This window comes from Streptomyces dioscori, from assembly GCF_003024195.1.
GTDB classification, from domain to species: Bacteria; Actinomycetota; Actinomycetes; order Streptomycetales; family Streptomycetaceae; genus Streptomyces; species Streptomyces dioscori.
Genome location: NZ_KZ679043.1, coordinates 349,930 through 366,330 on the forward strand (window position 1 = coordinate 349,930; position 16,401 = coordinate 366,330).

A 16,401-nucleotide genomic window follows, 5' to 3' on the forward strand; every position below is an offset into this window, starting at 1 on the left:
TTCAGGGGCGCGGGGAACTGCGCGGCCAGCCACAGCCGGGCAGCACTGTGACGAGCCGCGCAACCCCCGCCCCCACCAACAGCCCCTGATACGGAACGAGTTCCACAAGACCGGCGCCGAGCGCGAGCCCCACCGCGTTCGGCGCGAACAGCAAGGTGTTCGCGGTCGCCGCCGTACGGCCGAGCAGCGCATCCGGAGTCTCGCGCTGCACAGCCGTGAGCGCCGCGATCAGAACGCACGGCAGCCCGACCCCCACCCCCACGGCCGAGCCGAGCGCCACCGCGTCGTACGGGAGCGCGCGAGCCGTCACGGCCACCGCGGTCAGCGCGATGCCGTACCGCGCGAAACGGTGTTCGCCCAGCCGGCGCAGGAGCGGCCCCGAGACCAGGCCGACCGCCACCGAGCCGGCGCCCTGGGCGACGTACAGCAGTCCCACGTACGCGGGGGAGTGCCCGAGGCCCTCCGCCACCGCGTAGACCGTCGCGCCGTTGACGCCCGCGAAGAGCATCGTCGTGCCACCGGCGAGGACGAGCGGGCGCAGGGCCGGGTGGCCCCAGAGGTAGCGCGCGCCCTCCGCGGTCCCGGCACGCCATCCGGCGGCGTCCTCCGACGGGCGCGGTGGCGGCTCGTGGACGCGCAGGAGTGTGTAGAGGCCCGCGGCGAGGGCGAAGGTCAGCGCGTCCAGGAGCGCGACGCGTGCGCCCCCGTACGCCGCGTACAGGCCCGCTCCGGCGAGCGGGGCGATCAGTTTCATGCCCTCGTTCGCCGTCATCCGCAGCCCGTTGAAGTCCCCGAGGAGCTGTGTGTCGACGGCGGTGGCCACCAGCGCCGCCTCCGCCGCGTCATGGACGACGCCGGCCGCCCCGTGGACGAGGAGCACGGCGAACAGGATCCACAGGGTGCCCGCCGAGTCGACCGCGAAGAGTGGCAGGAGGAGCGCGGCCAGCCCGAGGTTCGTCCACACCAGCAGTGGCCGGCGGCGGGTGCGGTCGGCGAGGGTGCCGAGGACCGGGCCGATCAGCGTGGGCGCCCAGAGCGCGAAGACGCAGAGGGCGGCCAGGCCGTCCGAGCCGGTCAGGTCCTTCACCCAGATCCCGGCCACCAGCCACATCGCCGACGAGCCGAAACCGGAGACCACGACTCCGCTCAGGTACAGGCCGGCGTTGCGGTCCCGCAGGACACGGACCACCGCCCACGCCGGCCGGGCCGCCCGGGACGTCCTGGCCGCACGAGACGTCCGCGGTGACCGCCATGACCGCCATGACCGCCATGGCCGTGATGACCGCGGCGTATGTTCCGTCTGTTCCGTCATGCCTGGTCATCGTGGGGCTAAGGCCCCGGGGCGGGGATCAGGCAGGTGCCTTAGCCGGGGTACGCAGCCGGGGTGCCGGCGCGTCGGCCCCTAAGGGACGGTGATGACGAGTTTGCCCCGCGGGTGGCCCTTCTCCAGATGGCGGACGGCGTCGGCGGTCTCGGCGAGGGGGTAGGTGCGGTCGACGGGCGGGACGAGCTTGCCGTTCTCGGCGAGGTCCTTGAGGGTCAGCAGGTCCTCGCGGCGGGCCACGGAGACGAGGTTTCGGAGGTTCTGGCGGACGAACGGCGAGAGCAGGACGGCCCGCAGCCCGCGGCTCAGCCCGCCGAACAGCGCGGTGCCGCCCTCGCCGCCGACGATCACGAGCGTGCCGCGCGGGGCCAGGGCACGGCGCAGCACGGGCAGGGGGCGCTGCCCCGCGTTGTCGACGATGACGTCGTAGCGGTGGGGGTGCGGACCGTCGGTGATGTCCTCGGTGGTGTAGTCGATGACGTGCGCGGCGCCCTGGGCCCGTACGAAGTCCGCGCCGCCGGGTCCGCAGACACCGGTGACCTCGGCCCCGTACACCGTGGCGAGCTGGACGGCGTAACAGCCGACCCCACCCGAGGCGCCGATGACGAGGACCCGTTGGCCCGGTTTCGGGCGGGCGGGGCCGCTCAGGGCCTGCAGGGCGGTCATGGCCGACACGGGGAGGGCGGCGGCCTGCTCGAAGGTGAGGCCGGCCGGTTTGAGGGCGAGTTTCGAGGCCTTGGAGCACGCGAACTCGGCGAAGGAGCCCTCGCAGTTGCCGAACACCTCGTCGCCCGGCTTGAAGTCGGTCACCTTCGCCCCGACGGCCTCGACCCGTCCGGCGCCGTCCCAGCCCCGCACCGGGTTCTTGGGCCTGCGGAGTCCGAGGACGGCGCGCGCCACCAGCGGGCGGCCGGTCATGAGGTGCCACACCTCGGGGCCGAGCCCGGCCGCGCGGATCTCGACCAGCACCTCGTCGTCGCGGGGGACGGGACGCTCGATCTCGCGCAGTTCCAGCAGGTCCGCCGATCCGTAGGCATCCTGGACGATCGCCTTCATGGCGTGGCTCCCCTCGTGGTCCCGGCACCGGGAATCCCGGCATTCCCGAGCATCCCGGCGGTTCGGACGCCTGGCCAGATTCCTGAGCACGATCTTGGGAGCGGAAGCGATGAGTTTCCGTACGGCGAGCGGTCTACCTCCCGACGACCCGGATACGACCCTGTGACGAGAGGAACCCACCATGGGAGACGGCGAGAGCACGGCGGCCACCCTCGACCTGGGGCCGCAGGCCCTGATCGTGGCGCGCGTCGCGGACGCGGTGCGCGAGGACCAGCTGGACGACGCCACGCCGTGTCCGGAGTACGCGGTACGCCATCTGGTCGGGCATCTGACCGGCCTCGCCGCGGCCTTCCGGGACGCCGGGCGCAAGGAACTCGGGGCCACGACGGACACCGCGCCCACCGCCGGGCTGCCCGGCCTGACACCCGGGTGGCGGGGCGAACTGCCCAAGCTGCTCGTCGAGTTGGCCGAGGCATGGCGTGACCCGGCCGCGTGGACGGGGCAGACGCGGGCGGGCGGGGTGGATCTGCCCGGCGAGATCGCGGGCATCGTCGCCACCGACGAACTCGTCGTGCACGGCTGGGATCTGGCCCGCGCGACCGGCCAGGAGTACGTGCCCGACGAGGCGGCACTGCGGGCGGCGTACGGGATGCTGGCCGCGTCCGTCGACGACCCGTCGCGCGGCAGCATCTTCGGCCCGGTGGTGGCCGTCCCGGAGGGCGCGCCCCTGCTGGACCGGGTGATCGGGCTGAGCGGACGGGACCCGGGGTGGCGGGCCGCCGCCGGGGAGCGCTGAGGGGATCGCAGGCCCCCGGACCTCAAGCTCCGGGCCCCACGCTTCGGACCTCAAGCTCCGGGCCTCAAGCTCCGGGCCCCATGCTCCGGGCCTCAAGCTCCGGGCCTCAAGCTCCGGGCCCCATGCTCCGGGCCTCAAGCTCCGGGCCTCAAGCTCCGGGCCTCAAATTCCGGGCTTCAGGGGCCCCGGGCAGTTTCACCGTGACGCGCAGGCCGCCGTCGGGGCGCGGGGTGAGGGCGAGCGTTCCGTCGTGCGCGTGGGCGATGGTCCTGACGATCGCCAGGCCGAGGCCGACGCCTCCGTGATCGGTGTGGACGCGTTCGGTGCCGCGCCGGAACGGCTCGGTGAAGGTCGAGGCCAGCTCGGGGGAGATCCTCTCGCCGGAGTTCTCGACCGTGAGCACCACACCGCCGGGCCGGACGCCGGTCCGCACCCACACCGTGCCGCCGCCGGGCAGATTGTGGACGATCGCGTTCTGGACGAGGTTCGTGGTCAGCTGCAGGAGGAGCGCGTGCGATCCGGTGGTCAGGGTGATGTCGCCGCGGGTCTCCAGGGTCACGCCCCGCTTCTCCGCGAGGGGCAGCAGCGTTTCGGCGGCCTCCTCGGCCAGGAGGGACAGGTCGACGTCCTCGCGGGTGAACGTCCGCCGCTCGGCGCGGCCGAGCAGGAGCAGCGCCTCGGTGAGGTCGATGGCCCGCGTGTTGACGGCGTGGAGGCGTTCGACGACCTCGGCGTGGTCGTGGTCCGGATCGGTGCGGGCCACATCGATGAGGGCCTTCGAGATCGCCAGCGGGGTGCGCAGCTCGTGCGAGGCGTTCGCCGCGAACCTCCGCTGTTCGGCGACGTGTTCTTCGAGCCGGGCCAGCATCGAGTCGAAGGCGTCGGCGAGTTCGCGGAACTCGTCCTTGCGGCCCGGCAGCCGGATGCGGTGGGAGAGCGCCCCGGCCGAGGCGAGGCGGGTGGCGCCGGTGATGCGGGTCAGCGGGGCGAGCATCCGGCCGGCCAGGACCCACCCTCCGACCAGGCCGAACACCAGCAGGAACGCCAGCACGGCGGCCGCCCTCGGGGCGAACACGCGCAGCAGGCCGGACCGGATGGGGAAGACACCGTGCGTGGTGTTGTCCTCGGCGTTGATGAGCATCGCCCGGTCGGGGACGTACCGCAGGAGGAACAGCCACACCGCGGCGAGCAGCAGAACACCGGCGAGCATGAGGAACCCGGCGTAACTGAGGGTGAGTCTGGCGCGCACGCTCAGCCCGGGGGCCCTATCCACCCTCGTCCCCCTCGTGTTGGGCGTCTCCCTCGTGTCGGGCATCCGCCGCCTCCGGCCGTGGCTCGATGCGGTAGCCGACGCCCGGCACCGTGGTGATGATCCAGGGTTCGCCGAGCCGTTTGCGCAGGGCCGAGACGGTGATGCGCACGGCGTTGGTGAACGGGTCGGCGTTCTCGTCCCACGCGCGTTCCAGCAGCTGCTCGGCGCTGACGACACCGCCCTCGGCGGCGACGAGTACCTCCAGCACGGCGAACTGCTTCCGGGTCAGGGCGACATAGCGGCCGTCGCGGTAGACCTCGCGGCGGAACGGGTCCAGCCGCAGGCCCGCGATCTCCCGTACGGGCGGCCTGCTGTGGCCGCGTCTGCGGTCGAGCGCGCGGAGCCTGAGGACGAGTTCCTGGAGGTCGAACGGTTTCGTGAGGTAGTCGTCGGCGCCCAGCTCGAACCCGCTGGCCTTGTCGTCGAGACGGTCGGCGGCGGTGAGCATCAGGATCGGCATGCCGCTGCCGGAGGCGACGATGACCTTGGCGATCTCGTCACCGGACGGCCCGGGAATGTCGCGGTCGAGCACGGCGATGTCGTACGCGTTGACGCCCAGCAGTTCCAGCGCGGTGTCGCCGTCGCCCGCGAGGTCCGCCGCGATCGCCTCCAGGCGCAGGCCGTCGCGGATGGCTTCCGCCAGATAGGGCTCGTCCTCGACGATCAGCACTCGCATGTGCTTGAGGCTACGAGCCGACGCCTATCGCCGGCGTATCGAAAACCGGATACATGTGGGCAACATCGCGCCGCCTTGACTGGCGGTATGACTCGAAACCCGCCCCCTGCGCGATTACCGACCCGCCCGACCCGCCCGACCCGCCGTATCCGCCGGTTCCGCCCGCTCCTTCTCGTCGTCGGGGCAGTGGTCCTGGCAGGCGTCGTGGCGGGCGTGGCAGCGATCGCCCTCGCCCTCGGCCCGCAACTGCCGACGTCCTGGCTGTCGTCGAGACCGTCGTCGGAGTCCTCGGCGAGGTCTTCGCTCTCCTCGGCCGACGGTGTCGTCCCCGAGGGCGTGACGGTCTTCGACGACACGTACGAGGCCGTGGCGAGACTGGATCCGGAGCTGCTCGACGCCCTGCGCGACGCCGCGACGGCAGCCGCGGCCGACGGGGTCGAGTTCTACGTCAACAGCGGCTGGCGTTCGCCGAGGTACCAGAACCGGCTTCTGCGCGAGGCGGTCGCCGCCCATGGGTCCGAGGAGGAGGCCGCCCGATGGGTGGCCACTGCGGCGACGTCTCCGCATGTGTCGGGGGACGCCGTCGACATCGGGCACTCCGACGCGGCGAAGTGGCTGTCCGAGCACGGCGTGGACCACGGGCTGTGCCAGATCTACCGGAACGAGCCCTGGCACTTCGAACTGCGTACCCAGGCGATCGGGCACCGGTGCCCGGACCTGTATGCCGACCCCACCGAGGACCCGAGGATGCAGCAGTGACCGACAGTGAGCGGGGACGGACGATGACACAGGGCGACACGGAGGACTTGGCGGACATGGCTGACGCGACCGGCGTGACCGACACGGTGGACGTGACAGACACAGCGGGCGTGACCGGCACGGCGGGCGTGACCGGCACGGCGGGCACGGCGACCACGGCCCGTATCCGCCGCACGGTCCGCGCAGGCCTCCGCCCGGCCCCCTGGAAGCGCGGCCCGCTGCTCACGGTGCTCGCGCTGCTCCTCGGCCTGACCCTGCTGCTGCACGCGAGCATCCCGAACCGGATCGGGAACCTCGGCAGCTTGGTGGAGACCTTCCTGCCCTGGTTCGGCCTGTTCGTCCCGGTGCTGCTCGTCGGTGCGCTGTGGCGCCGCTCCGCCTCCGCGGTGCTCGCGCTGCTGCTGCCGGTCACGGTGTGGCTGCACCTCTTCGGCGGGCTGCTCGGCGACAGGTCCCAGCCGGGCGGCGACCTCACCGTGGCGAGCCACAACGTCGGCGCCGCCAACCCCGATCCGGCCGGCACCGCCCGCGCCCTGGCCGCCTCCGGCGCGGACGTGCTGGCGCTGGAGGAGGTGACCCCTCAGGACCGGGGCACGTACGAGAAGGGGCTGGCGAAGGCGTACCCGCACCACACGGTCCTCGGCACGGTCGGGCTGTGGAGCAGGCTGCCCCTGTCGGACACCCGGCCGGTCGACCTCAGGACGGACGTCGGCCTGCTGGCGAGGACCAGGCCGGCCGACGCGACCTCGGCCGAGAACCGGGCGCTGCGCACCACGGTGGCCACGGAGCACGGGCCGCTGGCGGTGTACGTGGCGCACCTCGGATCCGCCCGGGTGAACCCCAGGTCGGGCTTCTGGACGGACTCGCGGGACAGGAACGCGCAGGCGCTCGGCGAGGCTGTCGCCGCCGAGCCGAACGAGCGGGTGGTGCTGCTCGGCGATCTGAACGGCACCATGGACGACCGCGCGTTCGACGGGCTCACTTCGCGACTGCACTCGGTGCAGGACGTGGCCGGGGACGGCTTCGGCCTCACCTGGCCGGCGAGTTTTCCGGTGGCGCGGATCGACCAGATCCTGGTCCGCGGGGTGGAGCCGAGGAGTGCGCGGGTGCTGCCGTCCACGGGCAGCGACCACCTGCCGGTGGCGGCCGCGATCGACTGGTGATCCCACGGCCCCGTACGTCGACCGCAACTTCTTTTGTCGGAAGCATTGACGAAACACAGAGGCGCTTCTAGCTTCGTCGCGTCGTACTTCGTACGTCATATATGAGACGAGATACGCGAGATCAGATACGCGATCCCTCGATCCCTGAGGGCTCCGCGCCACCGATCCGTGTCACCGAGAGGCGAGCATGACCTCTGCGCCCACGCCGATCCCCTCCCGCACGCAGTTCGTGCAGGAGGGGATCAAACACCGCATCCTCACCGGGCAGTTGACGCCGGGGCAGGCCTTGGTCGAGACCGAGCTCGCCGCACAGTTCGGGGTGTCCAAGACCCCGGTGCGCGAGGCGCTCAAGACCCTGGCCGGTACCGGGCTGGTCGTGATGAACCAGTACAAGGGCGTCACGGTGCGCATGGTGGACGCGGACATGGCGCGCGAGGTGTACGACGTGCGGCTGCTGCTCGAACCGGAGGCCCTGCGACGCTCCGTGCTGCGCGGCACCTCCCTCGACACGGCGCGTGAGGCGCTGGAGCGCGCCGACGCCGCCACCGACACCGCCCAGCGGTCCCTCGCCAACCGCGAGTTCCACCGCTCCCTGTACGTCCGCTGCGGCAACCCGCTGCTCGGCCGGATGCTGGACGAGGTCCGGGACCAGGCCGCCCTGGTCTCCGCGGTGGCCTGGGCCGCCGACCCGTCCTGGGAGCGCGAGGCCGCCGAGCACCGGGAGATCCTGCGGCTCGCCCTCGACGGCGACTCGGACGGCGCGGCGCGCGCCCTGTACTCGCACATCGCCTCGTTCGTGCAACGGGCCTTCCCCGAGGCCCAGGGAAAGGGTGAGCAGGAATGACCGCGAACACGACCACGTTCGAGGCCCAACGGGCCGCCCTCGCCGACGTGGTGGCGATCCCCGTGACCCCCTTCGCCGAGGACGGCTCCATCGACCAGGACGTGCACCGCGCGCTGCTGCGCCGGGCGCTCGACGGCGGTGTCCGCATCGTCACCCCGAACGGCAACACCGGCGAGTTCTACGCCCTCAGCCCCGACGAGCGGCGCCTGGTCACGGAGTTGACCGTCGACGAGGCGCGGGGCCGGGCCACCGTCCTGGTCGGAGTCGGGCACGACCTGCCGACCGCCGTCGCCTCCGCCCGCCACGCGCGGCAGCTCGGGGCCGAGATGGTGATGGTCCATCAGCCCGTGCACCCGTACGTGTCGGAGGACGGCTGGGTGGACTACCACCGGGCGATCGCGGAGGCCGTTCCCGAGCTGGGTGTGGTCCCCTACATCCGCAATCCGGTGCTCGCCGGCGCCCGGCTCGCCGAACTGGCCGACGCCTGCCCGAACGTGATCGGCGTGAAGTACGCCGTGCCGGACGCGGCCCGCTTCGCCGCCTTCGCCCGGGACGCGGGGCTCGAACGCTTCGTGTGGGTGGCCGGACTCGCGGAGCCGTACGCGCCCTCGTACTTCTCGGCGGGCGCCACGGGCTTCACCTCCGGCCTGGTGAACGTCGCCCCGGCCGTCTCGCTGAACATGATCGAGGCGCTGCGCTCCGGTGACTACGCGGGCGCGATGAAGGTCTGGGAGCAGATCCGCCGCTTCGAGGAACTGCGCGGGGCCAACGGCTCCGCCAACAACGTGACGGTCGTGAAGGAGGCCCTGGCCTCGCTGGGCCTGTGCCGCCGGGACGTCCGCCCGCCGAGCAGGCAGCTCCCCGAGTCCGAACGGGCCGAGGTCGCCGCGATCGCCGGGGGGTGGTCCATATGACCGACGTCGGCCCATCGACGCCCGCCAGCGGTGAAAGCCCGGCTCCGGAGCGGCAGTTGCGCAGCCACCAGTGGTACGGCACGGAGGGACTGCGCTCCTTCAGCCACCGCGCCCGCACCCGTCAGCTCGGCTACCTTCCCGAGGAGCACCTCGGCAAGCCGGTCATCGCGATCCTCAACACCTGGTCCGACATCAACCCCTGCCACGTCCATCTGCGCGACCGCGCCCAGGCGGTCAAGCGGGGTGTGTGGCAGGCCGGCGGCTTCCCCCTCGAATTCCCGGTGTCGACGCTGAGCGAGACCTTCCAGAAGCCCACCCCGATGCTCTACCGCAACATGCTCGCGATGGAGACCGAGGAACTGCTGAGGTCGTACCCGGTGGACGGGGCCGTCCTGATGGGCGGCTGCGACAAGTCCACGCCCGCGCTGCTGATGGGCGCCGCGTCCGTCGACCTGCCGACCGTGTTCGTGCCCGCCGGGCCCATGCTGCCGGGCCACTGGCGCAACGAGATCCTCGGCTCGGGTACCGACATGTGGAAGTACTGGGACGACAAGCGCGCCGGGCTCATCGGTGACTGCGAGATGACCGAACTGGAGAGCGGTCTGGCGCGTTCGCCGGGACACTGCATGACCATGGGTACGGCGTCCACGCTGACCGCCGCCGCCGAGGCGCTCGGGGTGACCGTGCCCGGCGCCTCCAGCATCCCCGCGGTCGACTCGGGGCACGACCGGATGGCCGCCGCCTCGGGGCTCAGGATCGTCGAACTGGTCCGCAAGGACCGGAAGTTGTCGGACATCCTCACCCAGGAGGCATTCGAGGACGCCGTGACGACCGTCCTCGGACTGGGCGGCTCCACCAACGCGGTGATCCACCTCATCGCCATGGCGGGACGCGCGGGCGCCCGGCTCACCCTCGACGACTTCGACCGCATCGCCCGTACGGTGCCGGTCCTCGCGAACGTACGGCCCGGCGGCCGGAGGTACCTCATGGAGGACTTCCACTTCGCCGGCGGACTGCCCGGGTTCCTGTCGCGGATCACCGATCTGCTGCATCTGGACCGGCCGACCGTCTCGCACGACACCCTGCGCGAACAGCTCGCCCCGGCGCAGGTGCACAACGACGAGGTCATCCGCACCCGGGAGAACCCCGTCGCCGCCGAGGGAGGCGTCGCCGTCCTGCGCGGCAACCTCTGCCCCGACGGCGCGGTCATCAAGCACATCTCCGCCGAGCCGCACCTGCTCAAGCACACCGGCCCCGCGGTCGTCTTCGACGACTACAGGACCATGCAACGCACCATCAACGACCCGGAGTTGGGCATCACCGCCGACACCGTGCTGGTGCTGCGCAACGCGGGACCCAAGGGCGGCCCCGGCATGCCCGAGTACGGGATGCTGCCGATCCCCGACCATCTGCTGAAGCAGGGCGTACGGGACATGGTGCGGATCTCCGACGCCCGGATGAGCGGGACGAGTTACGGCGCCTGTGTGCTGCACGTGGCACCGGAGTCGTACATCGGCGGGCCGCTCGCGCTGGTCCGCACCGGGGACAGCATCACGCTCGACGTCGACGCGCGTTCCCTGCAACTGAACGTGGACGAAGCGGAGTTGGAGCGGCGGCGGGAGCGGTGGACCGCACCGCCCGAGCGCTTCGAGCGTGGCTACGGCGCGCTCTACAACGACCAGATCACCCAGGCCGACACCGGCTGCGACTTCGCCTTCCTGGCCCGGCCGGGCAAGGTGCCGGACCCGTACGCGGGCTGATCCGTACCACCCGGGGCCGTCTCGCACCGCGCGGCCCGGCTTCCGCACACCGTACGTGAAAGCGCTTGCCATCAAGATCGCGCGCCCGTACCACCGGCCCGACCCGTACCACCGGCTCGATCCGTACGACCGGTTCGACCGCACCACCGGCTCGACCCGCACACCCGAGAACGGAGAACAGTCATGGCACAAGCCGCAGCCGTGGCGAAGCAGCCCGCGCCACCGAGGCGGCGCCGTGGCTCGGCGACGCCCCGCAGGCTCCCGTATCTGCTGATCGCCCCGGCGGTACTGCTGATGCTGGGCTTCATCGCCTACCCGGTGCTCAGCGTCTTCTACTACAGCCTGCAGCACTACAACCCCACCAAGCCGTGGCGCAACGGCTACGCGGGCTTCGACAACTTCACCCGCATCTTCACCGAGGACCCGCAGTTCTGGGACACGCTGGTCTTCAGCGCCAAGTGGGTCGTCGTCGAGGTCGGGCTGCAGCTGCTGTTCGGTCTGGCCCTCGCGCTGATCGTCAACCAGACCTTCGTGGGCCGCTCACTCGGCCGCGCCATGGTCTTCTCACCCTGGGCCGTCTCCGGGGTGCTCACCTCCGCGATCTGGGTCCTGCTCTACAACTCCCAGACGGGCATCACCCGTTACCTCGCGGACATGGGCATCGGGGAGTACGGCACGAGCTGGCTCTCGGACACCTCCACGGTCTTCCCGGCGGCGGTGGTCGCGGACCTGTGGCGCGGAGTCCCGTTCTTCGCCATCCTCATCCTCGCCGACCTCCAGTCCGTGTCGAAGGACCTCTACGAGGCCGCCGAGGTCGACGGCGCCAGCCGCCTGAGGCAGTTCCTGCACATCACCCTGCCGCACCTGAAGGACGCGATCATCCTCTCCACCCTGCTGCGCGCGGTGTGGGAGTTCAACAACGTCGACCTGCTCTACACGCTCACCGGCGGCGGACCCGCGGGGGAGACGACGACACTCCCGCTCTACATCGCCAACACCAGCGTCGACGCGCACAACTTCGGCTACGCCTCGGCCCTGACCACCGTCGCGTTCGTGATTCTCCTCTTCTGCTCGATGGTCTATCTGCGGCTGAGCAAGTTCGGAGTGGGTGGGGACAAGTGATCACCAAGGACATCGACACCATTGCTCCGGCCGAGCGGTCCGCGCCGGTGGCCGACGAACCGCCGCAGCGCCCCCGCAAGGGCAGGCGCGCCTGGGACGAGGCCCCGCGCTGGCAGATCTACCTCCCGCTCGGCATCTACCTCGTCTTCACGCTCGTCCCCTTCTACTGGATCCTGCTCTTCGCCCTCAGGCCGACCGGCTCCACCTCGCTCGTCCCCTGGCCGATGACGTTCGAGCACTTCGACAAGGTGTGGAACGACCGCAGCTTCGGCACGTACTTCGAGAACAGCGTGTACGTCGGTCTCGCCACGCTCTTCATGACGACGCTCGTCGCCCTGGCCGGCGGCTACGCGCTGGCCCGCTTCGACTTCAGGATCAAGCGTGCCTTCATGCTGGCGCTGCTCTGCTCGCAGTTCGTGCCGGGCGCGCTGCTCCTGGTGCCGCTGTTCCAGATCTTCGCCGAGCTGCAGATGATCAACTCGCTGGGCAGCGTCATCATCGCCGAGACCGTCTTCCAGCTGCCGCTGTCGATGATCCTGATCAGCGGCTTCATCCGGAACGTGCCCTACACCCTCGAAGAGGCCGCCTGGGTCGACGGCTGCAACCGCTTCACCGGCTTCCGGGTCGTCGTCCTGCCGCTGCTGCGGCCCGGACTGATCGCGGTCGGCTCCTTCGCCTTCGTGCACTCCTGGAACCACTTCCTGTTCGCCCTGATGTTCCTCAGCAACCAGGAGAAGCAGACGATCCCCGTCGGCCTCAACAGCCTGATGAGCGCCGACAGCGTCGACCTCGGCGCACTCGCCGCCGGCGGCATCGTCGCGGCCGTACCCGTCGTGATCGTCTTCGCCTTCATCCAGAAGTGGCTGATCACGGGCTTCAGCGCCGGGGCGGTGAAGGGATGAGCGACTACGGGGGACCCCTTCCCGTCGTTCTCGCGGGCGCCCGCGGACACGGCCGCTGGCACCTGGAGAACATCCGGCGCCTCCAGGACAAGGGCCTGGTGCGGCTCGCCGGGATCTGCGAGCTGACCCCGCTCACCCCGGAGGAACTGGCCGGCTTCTCCGCGGCCGGTTCCGGTTCCGGCCCCCGTACCGCTTCCGGTGCCGGTGAACTGCCCGAGCAGTCCGCCGACTTCGGCGCCCTGCTGGACTCCACCGGCGCCGCCGTCGCCGTGATCTGCACACCGATCCCCACCCACACCGACCTGGCGCTGACGGCCGCCGCCCGGGGCGTGCACCTGCTGCTGGAGAAGCCGCCCGCCCCGTCGTACGCCGAGTTCCGCCGCATGGCCGACGGGGTCGCGGCGGCCGGGGTGGTGTGCCAGATCGGCTTCCAGTCGATGGGCTCGCACGCCGTGCCCGCGATCCGGGAACTGATCGCGAAGGGCACGATCGGCCGCGTGGACGGCATCGGCGGGGCCGGGGCCTGGGGCCGTGCCGAGGAGTACTACCGCCGTGCGCCCTGGGCCGGACACCGCAGGCTGAACGGGGCCGACGTCGTCGACGGCGTCCTGACGAACCCCCTCGCCCACGCCGTGGCCACCGCCCTCGCCCTCGACGGCGCCACCCGCGCCGAGGACGTCGCCGGCATCGAGACCGAGCTGCTGCGGGCCAACGACATCGAGTCCGACGACACCTCCTGCGTCCGTGTCACCACCACGGGCGGCAGCCGGATCACCGTCGCCGCGACCCTGTGCGCCGAACACCCCGACGAGCCCTACGTCCTCGTGCACGGCAGCAGCGGCCGCATCACCTTCTGGTACAAGCAGGACCGCGTCCTCGTCCAGCGCTCGGGGCACGGCCCGCAGGAACTCACGTACGGCAGGACCGATCTGCTGGAGAACCTGGTCGAACATCTCGAAGGCCGGGCCGCGCTGCTGGTCACCCCCGACGGGACGGGCGCCTTCATGAAGGTCGTCGAGGCGATCCGGCGGGCGCCGGACCCGGTCGCGCTGCCCGGCGACGCCTGGTACCTCGACGCCGACGAGAACCGCCGGGTCGTGCCCGGGGTCGACGGACTCGTCGCGGCCGCCGCCGACACCCTCGCCCTCTACTCCGAACTGGGCGCGTCGTGGGCACTGTCGAAAGAGGTGAGCACCTGATGAACAACGAGTCGCTGGTCCTGCGCGTCGCGGGCCGCCCCGTCGGCCGCTACACCGCCCGGCCCGAACTGGCGCCGACGCTGTCACCGCGTCCGTACCTCCACCCCGTCACCACCCTGGCCGGCACGGCAGTCACCGAACTGAGCCCCGCCGACCACCTCCATCACCTCGGCGTCGGTGTAGCCGTTCCCGACGTCGAGGGTCACAACTTCTGGGGCGGCCGCACCTTCGTACGCGACCAGGGGCCGACCGAGCTGGACAACCACGGCTCCCAACGGCACACGACGTTCCAGCTCCGCGACCCGGACGGCTTCGTGGAGGAGCTGCGCTGGGTCGCCGCGGGAGCCGAGCTGCTGCGGGAGCGGCGTACCGTCGCCGCGACCGAACTCACCGACACCGCCTGGGCGTTGGACTTCACCTTCTCGCTCACCAACACCACCTCCGCATCCCTGTCGATCGGCAGCCCGGCGACCAACGGCCGACCCGGCGCGGCCTACGGCGGCTTCTTCTGGCGGGCCCGCAAGGAGGCCGAGCCGCCCGCCGTGTTCACCGCGGACACCGAGGGCGAGGACGCGGCGCACGGCACCCGCGCCGGCTGGGTGGCCCTCGCGGGGGACGGCTGGACGCTGGTGTTCGCCGGGGCCACCGACCGCACCCGCCGCGACCCGTGGTTCGTGCGCAGCACCGAGTACCCGGGCGTCGGCTCGTCCCTGGCCCACGAGGAGCGGCTGCCGGTCCCGGCCGGGGAGACCGTCGTACGCCGGGTCGTCACCGTGGTCGCCGACGGCCGGCTCGACCGGGCCGAGGCGGCGGCGCTCGTCCGAAAGGCAGTGAGCCCATGACAGGCCAGGAGAAGCCCGCCTTCACCGCCGACCTCGGCGACGGCACGTACCGCAATCCGGTCCTGAACGCCGACTGGTCCGACCCCGACCTCCTTCGTGTCGGCGACGACTACTACCTGACCGCGTCCAGCTTCGGCCGGGCCCCGGGTCTGCCGCTGCTGCACTCCCGCGACCTGGTCAACTGGACGCTGATCGGCCACGCGCTCCAACGCCTGGAACCCGCGCGGGAGTTCAAGAAACCTCGGCACGACTGCGGGGTCTGGGCACCGGCGTTACGGCATCACGACGACCGTTTCTGGATCTTCTGGGGCGACCCCGACCACGGTGTCTTCCAGGTCAACGCGCCAGAGATACGCGGCCCTTGGACCCGTCCGCACCTCATCAAGGCGGGCAAGGGACTCATCGACGCGTGCCCTCTGTGGGACGAGGACAGCGGCGAGGCGTACCTCGTGCACGGCTGGGCCAGATCCCGCTCCGGCATCAAGAACCGGCTCACCGGGCACCGGATGCGGCCCGACGGCACCGGTCTGCTCGACGAGGGCAAGCTGATCGTCGACGGCGACCGCATCCCCGGCTGGTTCACCCTCGAAGGGCCGAAGCTGTACCGGCACGACGGCTGGTTCTGGATCTTCGCCCCCGCGGGCGGGGTCGAGACCGGCTGGCAGGGCGCCTTCCGCTCCCGCGGCTTCTTCGGCCCGTACGAGGAGAGGGTCGTCCTGGAGCAGGGTGACACCGACGTCAACGGCCCCCATCAGGGCGGCTGGGTGACCACCCCGTCCGGCGAGCACTGGTTCGCACACTTCCAGCAGAAGGGCCCGTACGGGAGGGTCGTCCACCTTCAGCCGATGCGCTGGGGCCGGGACGGCTGGCCGGTCATCGGCGACGAGGGCACCCCCGTGACCGTGCACCGCAAGCCCGACCTGCCGTCGCAACCGCTCTCCGCGCCCGCCACCGACGACGACTTCCCCGGCGGGCGGTTCGGACGGCAGTGGCAGTGGACCGCCAACCCGCAGGACGGCTGGGCGACCCAGCACACCGGCGACGGGCTGCGGCTGAGCTGTGTGCGCTCGGCGGACGCGGACGATCCGCGCAAGCTGGCGAACGTGCTCACCCAGCGGCTGCCCGGCGCCCCGTGCACCGTCGAAGTCGAGCTGCGGCTCGACGCCGAGGAGCCCGGCGCACGGGCCGGACTGACCGTACTGGGCGACGCGTTCAGCTGGATCGGGCTCGAACGGGGGGCCGACGGGACGGTCCACCTCGTGCACCGGTTCGGCGACCCGGTCGCCGAGCGCGAGCGCGACGCCGCGCATCCGCGGATGGCACCCGAGGGACGGGTCCGGCTGCGGATCGAGGTGGGCGCGGGCGCGCGCTGCCGCTTCTCGTACGACCTCGGCGGCGGCTGGGAGTCCTCGGGACAGGTCTTCGCCGCCACGCCCTGGCGCTGGGTCGGCGCCCTGCTCGGCCTCTTCGGGGTCGCGCCGTCCGGCGGGGGACACGCCGGAGCGGCCACGTTCACGCGGTTCCGTGTCGCCGCCCGCGAGACCGATGGCGTCACCGCCCGCGGGACCGACGGTGGCACCGGCCGTACCACCACCACCGGCGGCGCGGCCGGCCGCAGTACCGACCTGGGCACCGATCGCACCACCGCGTCACCTGCTTGACCGCACCACGTCATCACCGTCGTAAGCCTGTGGGGAGCCGCAATGACGCACTTCCGGAGCAAGCGCTTGCC

At 71.7% G+C, this 16,401-nt stretch carries 15 protein-coding genes; 11 read left to right on the plus strand and 4 right to left on the minus strand.

Translation table 11 applies throughout. From position 1 onward, the window contains the following. Position 1: 1 nt before the first annotated feature. Positions 2-1,189 (minus strand): MFS transporter, encoded by a 1,188-nt coding sequence (locus C6Y14_RS17885; protein ID WP_225891139.1) that lies wholly within the window; start codon positions 1,187-1,189, stop codon positions 2-4. 213 nt (positions 1,190-1,402) lie between these two features. After that, the gene (locus C6Y14_RS17890; RefSeq protein WP_107017690.1) at positions 1,403-2,380 is read right to left on the minus strand and encodes an NAD(P)-dependent alcohol dehydrogenase; all 978 of its coding nucleotides are present in this window, start codon (positions 2,378-2,380) and stop codon (positions 1,403-1,405) included. A 181-nt stretch (positions 2,381-2,561) separates the two neighbouring features. Between C6Y14_RS17890 and C6Y14_RS17895 the strand changes: the two genes are divergently transcribed. Continuing rightward, on the plus strand, positions 2,562-3,176 hold the full coding sequence (locus C6Y14_RS17895; protein WP_107017691.1) for a TIGR03086 family metal-binding protein: 615 nt from the start codon (positions 2,562-2,564) through the stop codon (positions 3,174-3,176). A 148-nt stretch (positions 3,177-3,324) separates the two neighbouring features. On the opposite strand, the gene C6Y14_RS17900 is transcribed toward C6Y14_RS17895, so the two are convergent. Both C6Y14_RS17900 and C6Y14_RS17905 read right to left on the minus strand, forming a co-directional pair. Continuing rightward, positions 3,325-4,449 carry a sensor histidine kinase gene (locus C6Y14_RS17900; RefSeq protein ID WP_107017692.1) on the minus strand — a complete coding sequence of 375 codons (1,125 nt, stop codon included), beginning with the start codon at positions 4,447-4,449 and terminating at the stop codon, positions 3,325-3,327. Continuing rightward, on the minus strand, positions 4,442-5,164 hold the full coding sequence (locus C6Y14_RS17905) for a response regulator transcription factor (RefSeq protein WP_107017693.1): 723 nt from the start codon (positions 5,162-5,164) through the stop codon (positions 4,442-4,444). Before C6Y14_RS17905 ends, C6Y14_RS17900 begins: the two co-directional genes overlap by 8 nt. 87 nt (positions 5,165-5,251) lie before the next feature. Here C6Y14_RS17905 and C6Y14_RS17910 point away from each other — a divergent pair, with 87 nt between their 5' ends. The 10 genes from C6Y14_RS17910 (at position 5,252) to C6Y14_RS17955 (ending at position 16,330) form a co-directional block, all read left to right on the plus strand. Beyond that, on the plus strand, positions 5,252-5,923 hold the full coding sequence (locus C6Y14_RS17910) for a M15 family metallopeptidase (RefSeq protein ID WP_107017694.1): 672 nt from the start codon (positions 5,252-5,254) through the stop codon (positions 5,921-5,923). Positions 5,924-5,979: 56 nt separating this feature from the next. Further along, positions 5,980-7,086, plus strand: coding sequence for an endonuclease/exonuclease/phosphatase family protein (locus C6Y14_RS17915; RefSeq protein WP_225891140.1), 1,107 nt, complete (start codon positions 5,980-5,982; stop codon positions 7,084-7,086). Between the two features lie 187 nt (positions 7,087-7,273). After that, positions 7,274-7,930 carry a GntR family transcriptional regulator gene (locus tag C6Y14_RS17920; RefSeq protein ID WP_107017695.1) on the plus strand — a complete coding sequence of 219 codons (657 nt, stop codon included), beginning with the start codon at positions 7,274-7,276 and terminating at the stop codon, positions 7,928-7,930. After that, positions 7,927-8,844 carry a dihydrodipicolinate synthase family protein gene (locus C6Y14_RS17925; protein ID WP_107017696.1) on the plus strand — a complete coding sequence of 306 codons (918 nt, stop codon included), beginning with the start codon at positions 7,927-7,929 and terminating at the stop codon, positions 8,842-8,844. The genes C6Y14_RS17920 and C6Y14_RS17925 overlap by 4 nt, the downstream gene beginning before the upstream one ends. Further along, positions 8,841-10,604, plus strand: a complete 1,764-nt coding sequence (gene araD / locus C6Y14_RS17930; protein WP_107017697.1) for an L-arabinonate dehydratase — start codon at positions 8,841-8,843, stop codon at positions 10,602-10,604. Before C6Y14_RS17925 ends, araD begins: the two co-directional genes overlap by 4 nt. 183 nt (positions 10,605-10,787) lie before the next feature. Then, complete coding sequence (locus C6Y14_RS17935) at positions 10,788-11,726, plus strand: carbohydrate ABC transporter permease (protein ID WP_107017698.1); 939 nt, start codon at positions 10,788-10,790, stop codon at positions 11,724-11,726. Then, positions 11,723-12,628: a carbohydrate ABC transporter permease gene (locus tag C6Y14_RS17940; protein WP_107017699.1), complete on the plus strand. Its 906-nt coding sequence runs from the start codon at positions 11,723-11,725 to the stop codon at positions 12,626-12,628. Before C6Y14_RS17935 ends, C6Y14_RS17940 begins: the two co-directional genes overlap by 4 nt. Then, entirely contained in the window at positions 12,625-13,827 is a 1,203-nt protein-coding gene (locus C6Y14_RS17945; protein WP_107017700.1) for a Gfo/Idh/MocA family protein, read from the plus strand. Before C6Y14_RS17940 ends, C6Y14_RS17945 begins: the two co-directional genes overlap by 4 nt. After that, positions 13,827-14,669 (plus strand): DUF6807 domain-containing protein, encoded by an 843-nt coding sequence (locus tag C6Y14_RS17950; RefSeq protein WP_404828800.1) that lies wholly within the window; start codon positions 13,827-13,829, stop codon positions 14,667-14,669. The genes C6Y14_RS17945 and C6Y14_RS17950 overlap by 1 nt, the downstream gene beginning before the upstream one ends. Then, positions 14,666-16,330: a glycoside hydrolase family 43 protein gene (locus C6Y14_RS17955; RefSeq protein ID WP_107017701.1), complete on the plus strand. Its 1,665-nt coding sequence runs from the start codon at positions 14,666-14,668 to the stop codon at positions 16,328-16,330. The genes C6Y14_RS17950 and C6Y14_RS17955 overlap by 4 nt, the downstream gene beginning before the upstream one ends. The last annotated feature ends 71 nt before the right edge of the window (positions 16,331-16,401 follow it).